Source organism: Rhizobacter sp. P3_C12, from assembly GCF_056402735.1.
The window spans coordinates 1-5,920 of record NZ_JBFUGW010000337.1; the positions used below are offsets into that span (position 1 = coordinate 1).

General features: G+C 71.5%; 5 protein-coding genes. 4 read left to right on the top strand and 1 reads right to left on the bottom strand.

The annotated features are described in order from the left end of the window. On the bottom strand, positions 1-1,569 hold a 1,569-nt coding region (locus AC1DXV_RS30290), incomplete at its 3' end, for a tetratricopeptide repeat protein (protein ID WP_477937154.1). Positions 1,570-1,740: 171 nt separating this feature from the next. On the opposite strand from AC1DXV_RS30290, the gene sctU reads away from it, so the two are divergent. The 4 genes from sctU to AC1DXV_RS30310 form a co-directional block, all read left to right on the top strand. Continuing rightward, positions 1,741-2,835, top strand: coding sequence for a type III secretion system export apparatus subunit SctU (sctU, locus tag AC1DXV_RS30295; RefSeq protein ID WP_477873804.1), 1,095 nt, complete (start codon positions 1,741-1,743; stop codon positions 2,833-2,835). Positions 2,836-2,858: 23 nt separating this feature from the next. After that, complete coding sequence (locus AC1DXV_RS30300; RefSeq protein WP_477937156.1) at positions 2,859-4,814, top strand: FHIPEP family type III secretion protein; 1,956 nt, start codon at positions 2,859-2,861, stop codon at positions 4,812-4,814. Positions 4,815-4,888: 74 nt separating this feature from the next. Next, positions 4,889-5,542 carry a type III secretion system protein SctP gene (sctP, locus tag AC1DXV_RS30305; protein WP_477874222.1) on the top strand — a complete coding sequence of 218 codons (654 nt, stop codon included), beginning with the start codon at positions 4,889-4,891 and terminating at the stop codon, positions 5,540-5,542. A gap of 6 nt (positions 5,543-5,548) precedes the next feature. Next, positions 5,549-5,920: hypothetical protein (locus AC1DXV_RS30310; RefSeq protein WP_477937158.1), on the top strand; the 372-nt coding region annotated here is incomplete at its 3' end.

The window sequence follows — 5,920 nt, forward strand, 5'->3', positions numbered from 1 at the left end:
GCCGTTCATCGACAGCAGCACCTGCGGCGCCTGCGCACCGCCCAGGCGCTCGATCTCGATCAGCAGGATCCGCAGCAGCACCGCCAGCCGCTGCGCGTCGCCGCGCACCTGCGGCGGCGCGACGCCACGCAGCACCAGCGGCTCGCGCGGCCCCGAGCGGCCGATCGCCATGCCGTTCCAGGCCTCCTGCAGCGCGAGCGGCAGGTCGAGCACCATCGCCTGCGGCGCCGCGCGGTACGAGAACATGCGCAGCTGGCGCGTCAGCGCCGTCGCCTCGTCGATGTGCGCGACCACGCCGCGCATGGCCGCCGACAGCTCGGCCGGCTTCAGGTGGTCGGCCTGCGTGATGCACAGCGACAGCGCCTGCCGCGCCGCCACCAGCGGCGCCCCCAGCGAGTGGTAGATCTGCGCCATCAGCCGGCCCACCACCGCCAGCCGCTGCGCATGCAGCATCGCGGTCTCGCGCTCCAGCCGGCGCTCCTCGGCATCGCGCTCCAGCGCGGCCATGCGGTAGTGCAGCCGCTCCTGCTCGGGCTGCGTGTGGCGCCGCGCCGCATGCGCCTGGCGCAGCCAGCGCAGCGCCTCGGCATGCCGGCCGTTCGCTGCATGCGCATTGGCCAGCATCTGCATCGTGTTCGGCAGCTCGCCGTCGTGGTGGATGCTGCGCATCGCACGGATCGCCCGCTCGAAGCGCGCCGCGGCCCGCCCCGGCTTGCCGGCGTGCTGGTAGTACACGCCCATCGTCAGCCACACCTGCGCCATCCAGCGCGGCGCGCGCGGCAGCTGGCGCACGCGCCGCAGGAAGATCGACGCGGTCTGGCGCGCACCCTCCAGGTCGCCGAGCCGCGAGCGCGCATAGATCACCATGTGCAGCGACGCGAGCGGGCTGCGCTCGCTCGCCTTCGGCAGCACCGCGGCCGCGCGCCGCCGCTCGGACTTCGCCTCGGCCAGCCGGCCGCGCCGCTCGTGCGCATCGGCCAGGTAGGTGCGGCTGAAAMCGAGCGCCGCGCGGGCGCTCTCGGCGGTGGTCGCCAGCTGGCCCGGCAGCGCCTCGAGGGCCTTCCCGTTGGATATCTCGGCCACCACCTTCAGCACCTCCTCGCAGCAGTGCGCCGCCGCATCGAACTCGTCGACGCACAGGAAGGTGCAGGCCTGGTTGAACAGCAGCCGCACCAGCAGCTCCATGTCGCCGCGTGCACGCGCGGCGGCCTGTGTCTGCCGCAGGTGCTCCAGCGCACGGCTGAAATCGCCGGTCTCGATGCAGATCGAGATGCAGGTGCTGGCCGCGCTCGACGCCCGCGCGGTGTCGCCGGCGCGCGCCAGCTGCTCGCTGGCCGACAGCGCCCGCGCGTACGCGAGTTCGTACTCGCCGAGCTGCGCATGCAGCCGCGCCATCAGCAGCTGGATGCGGCCAAGCGTGTGGGCGTCGATGTCGTCGCCGGCGGCCAGCGCCGCCGCCTGTTCGAGCAGGCCGCGGTGGCGGGCAGGGTCTTCGGCGGCTTCGAGGGCGGGCAGCGCGTCGATCACGCGTTGCAGATCGGCCGTCGGCGGGGCGAGCAGGTCGGGCATGCGCCGCATTGTGAGGGCGTCTGCGGGCGCCGCGGCAGCGCCGTCATGAAGCCGGACGCCTCGCGTCGGGTTTGCGCACACCGCTTCGGGCCGGGCCCCGGCCGGCGCCGCGTGCACGCCTAGCCTGTCGATGTCGGCAATCCGTCGACGCCCGTTGCATTCGGTCACGCCATGTCCGACGAAAAAACCGAAGAGCCCACAGAGCAGAAGCTGCGCAAGGCGCGCGAGGAAGGCCAGGTCGCCAAGAGCCAGGACATGGCGATCGCCGGCTCCACGCTCGCGGTCGTCGGCACGCTGCTGGCGATGGCCGACAGCGCCGCCGCGCGCATGCGCACCGTGATCTCGCTGGCGCTGGACATCGGCCCCGGCGACATCCCGATGGACGTGATCTGGAAGCGCCTCGCCGCGATGGGCATGGAGGCGGGGCTCGTGATCCTGCCGCTGCTGGTGGTGGCGGCCATCGGCGCGGTGGTCGGCATCGCCGCGCACGTCGGCATCCAGCTCACGCCGAAGGCGGTGCAGCCCAAGTTCGACAGCCTGAACCCGGCCCAGGGCATCAAGAAGGTGTTCTCGCTGAAGTCGCTGATGACCTTCGCGCAGATGGTGCTGAAGGCGGTGGTGATCGGCGCGGTGATGTGGCAGGTGATCGTGCAGCTGCTGCCGCTGATCTCGGGCGCGGTGTTCCAGACGCCGATGGCGATCGGCGCCATCGCCTGGGGCGCGATCGGCAAGGTGCTGCTGTTCGCGGTGGCGCTGTTCATGGTGCTGGCCCCGCTCGACTTCGCGCTGCAGCGCCACCACTTCATGAAGGGCCAGCGCATGTCCAAGGACGAGATCAAGCGCGAGTTCAAGGGCCAGGAAGGCGACCCCGAGATCAAGGGCCAGCGCAAGCAGCTGGCGCGCGAACTGGCCGAGGAAGACCCGAAGCAGGCGGTGGGCCGGGCCGACGCGGTGGTCGTCAACCCGACGCACTACGCGGTGGCGATCCGCTACCGCGCCAACGAGGCCGGCGTGCCGGTCGTGCTGGCCAAGGGCGTGGACGACGCGGCGCTGATCATCCGCGGCCACGCCGAGGCGATGGGCGTGCCGGTGTTCGCGCACCCGCCGCTCGCGCGCGCGCTGCACAAGGTGCCGGTCGACCACGCCGTGCCCGAAGAGCTTTTCGAATCGGTGGCCGTGGTGCTGCGCTGGGTCGACGAGATCGGCGCCAGGCGCGCCGATGCACCCGCTGCACCGGCCCCCGGTTCCGACAACCCCGTTCATTGACCCTTTCCACCCAGGCGGATGCCATGAAGAAATTCAAGATCAACATAGGCGGCGATGCCGCGATGGTGGCCACGATCGTGGCCATCCTCGCGCTGATGGTGCTGCCGCTGCCGACCTTCCTGATCGACGGCCTGCTGGCGGTGAACCTCACCATCAGCACGCTGCTGCTGATGGTGACGATGTACATCCCGAGCGCGGTCTCGCTGACCTCGTTCCCGGCGCTGCTGCTGTTCACGACGCTGTTCCGGCTGTCGCTGAACATCTCGTCGACCAAGCTGATCCTGCTGCACGCCGACGCCGGCCACATCATCGAGTCGTTCGGCAACCTGGTGGTGGGCGGCAACCTGGTGGTCGGGATCGTGGTGTTCCTGATCATCACGGTGGTGCAGTTCATCGTGATCGCGAAGGGCTCGGAGCGGGTTGCCGAGGTCGGCGCGCGCTTCACGCTGGATGCGATGCCGGGCAAGCAGATGAGCATCGACGCCGACCTGCGCGCCGGCCACCTGACGGCCGACGAGGCGCGCCACCGCCGCGCCGCGCTCGCGATGGAAAGCCAGCTGCACGGCGGCATGGACGGCGCGATGAAGTTCGTGAAGGGCGATGCGATCGCCGCGCTGATCATCACGGTGATCAACATCCTGGCCGGCATYGTGATCGGCATCACCTACCACGGCATGCCGGCCGCCGAGGCGGCGAACCGCTTCGCGATCCTGTCGATCGGCGACGCGATGGTGTCGCAGATCCCGTCGCTGCTGATCTGCGTGGCCGCCGGCGTGATGATCACCCGCGTGGCCGACGAGCACGCACCGAAGCCGAAGTCGCTCGGCGAGGAGATCACCTTCCAGCTGACGCGCAGCCCGCGCGCGCTGTACCTGGCCGCGGGCTTCCTGTGCGGCTTCGCGCTGGTGCCGGGCTTCCCGTGGTACGTGTTCCTGCTGCTGGCCGGCGCGCTGGTGATGCTGGGCCGCAAGCTGCAGGGCCAGACCAAGGGTGCGGGCTCGGGGCACGAGGGCGAGGCCGATGCGCTGAAGGGCCTGCAGCGCGAAGGCGCGAAAGCGCGCAAGGGCGAGATCCAGGCGATCGAGGACAAGGCGAGCGCGTTCACCGCGCCGCTGGCGGTGACGATGTCGCCGGCGCTGGCCGCCTCGCTGCGGCCCGACCTGCTGAACGCCGCGTTCGAGCGCGAGCGCCTGGGCCTGCAGGAGCAGCTGGGCCTGCCGTTCCCCGGCATCCGGCTGTGGACGCGGGCGAGCCATGCCGAGAACGAGTACGAGCTGCTGCTGCACGACGTGCCGCACGGCAGCGGCCAGGTGGTGATCGGCCCGAAGCCGGACGGCGAGCCGTCCAACGAGGAGGTGATCGCGAAGCACGCGGTGCAGTCGCTGCACGAGCAGGCGCATCAGTTCCTGGGCATCCAGGAAGTGCAGTGGGTGCTGGAGCGGGTCGGCGCGGACTACCCGGGCCTGGTGGCCGAGATGCAGAAGGTGGTCACGGTGCAGCGCATCGCCGAGGTGCTGCGCCGGCTGCTGGAAGAGCAGCTGCCGATCCGCAACATGCGGGCGATCTGCGAGAGCCTGATCAACTGGGGCCCGAAGGAGAAGGACGCGCTGATGCTCACCGAGTACGTGCGCGGCGACCTCGGGCGCTGGCTCAGCCACCGCGCGACGCAGGGCAGCGGCTCGCTGTCGGCGGTGCTGCTGGAGCCGGCGGTCGAGAAGATGATCCGCGACGCGATCAAGCCGACGCCGGCCGGCAACTACCTGGCGCTGGCGCCGGACGCGGTCGCTGCGATCGCGCGGCGCGTGAAGGACCTGGCGGGGCTGACGCCGCGCGCCGGCATCGCGGTCGTGACCTCGATGGACATCCGCCGCTACGTGCGCCGCATCGTCGAATCGGAATCGAAGTGGCTGGCGGTGTACTCGTACCAGGAGCTGGGCGCGCAGGTGCGTGTCGAGCCTTTGGGTCGGGTGGCGCTGTGAGTAGCCCGGATGTCAATCCGGGGTGCATGGTGCCGGCGCGGTCCCGGATTGGCACCCCGGGCTACGGAGGCCGCATGACTCGCCCACGCCCCGTCTCGTTTGAAGTGCACCGCAGTGCGCTGCCGAAGCAGCCTGCGCCGGCCGACCCCCTGCGCGCGCCGAGCTTCACCGACCTGCTGCGCCAGCGTCGCCCGTCGGGCGGCGCGCGGCCGTTCGGCGAGCGGCTGCGGCCCGATGCCGAGCCGTCCTCCTCGCAGGCGCCTGCCGAGGACGAACTCGCCGTCTCCGCCGAACCCGAGCACGCCGCCCCGGTCGCTCGCCAGCCCGAACCCGAGCCACACGACGAGCCCGACTGGGCCGACGACCTCGTTCCCGGCCCCGAGCTGCTGGAGCCCCTGCTTCATGGCAGCGCGGGAGCCGCGCGCGTCGCCCGCGCGGCCGCGCCGACGCACCCGGTGGTCGCCGCGATCGCGCAGACCATCTCGCGCTTCTGCAACGAGCGCGCCGTCGACGACAGCGAAGGCTGGCAGGTGCGCATGCCGCTGCGCCCCGACGTGCTGCCCGACACCACGCTCGCGCTGTCGGTTTCGTCGTACTGGCTGCAGCTTCGCTTCGAGACCACCGATTCGACCTCCCGCGACCTACTCTTTGCCCATCGCGACGCACTTGCCACGGCGCTCGAGGAATCCCTCAACCGCCGGCGCGAAGTCGCCATCACCATTGACTGAATCGCCATGACCGCTGCCACCCGCATCGAACCCGTCACGCCGATTGCCACCCACCTGGGGGCCGTCGGCACTGCCGCCGCCAGCGCCTCGCGGMTGCTGCACGACCGCCGCCTCGGCGCCCTGTGGCGCGCGCTGGACCTGCAGCGCGGCCTGTCGCTCGCCGCCGTGCCGGATGCCGGCGCCGCGCCGCGGGGGTATGCCACCTATGCACTCGAACTGGACTGCGACGCCGGCCGCTTCAGCCTCGCGATCGCCTGCCGCGCCGATGCCGCGCTGTCGCTGGCCGCGGCGTCGGACCTCGGTGYCCCGCTGCGTGCGCTGGCTGCCGAGGCGCTGTTCGGCGAAACCACCGAACGCCTGTCGCGCCTGGTGCTGCCC

Excerpts from the sequence above, each read along its gene's own strand:
- sctU (WP_477873804.1), top strand. The coding sequence starts at position 1,741 with ATGTCCGACGAAAAAACCGAAGAGCCCACAGAGCAGAAGCTGCGCAAG.
- sctP (WP_477874222.1), top strand. The coding sequence starts at position 4,889 with ATGACTCGCCCACGCCCCGTCTCGTTTGAAGTGCACCGCAGTGCGCTG.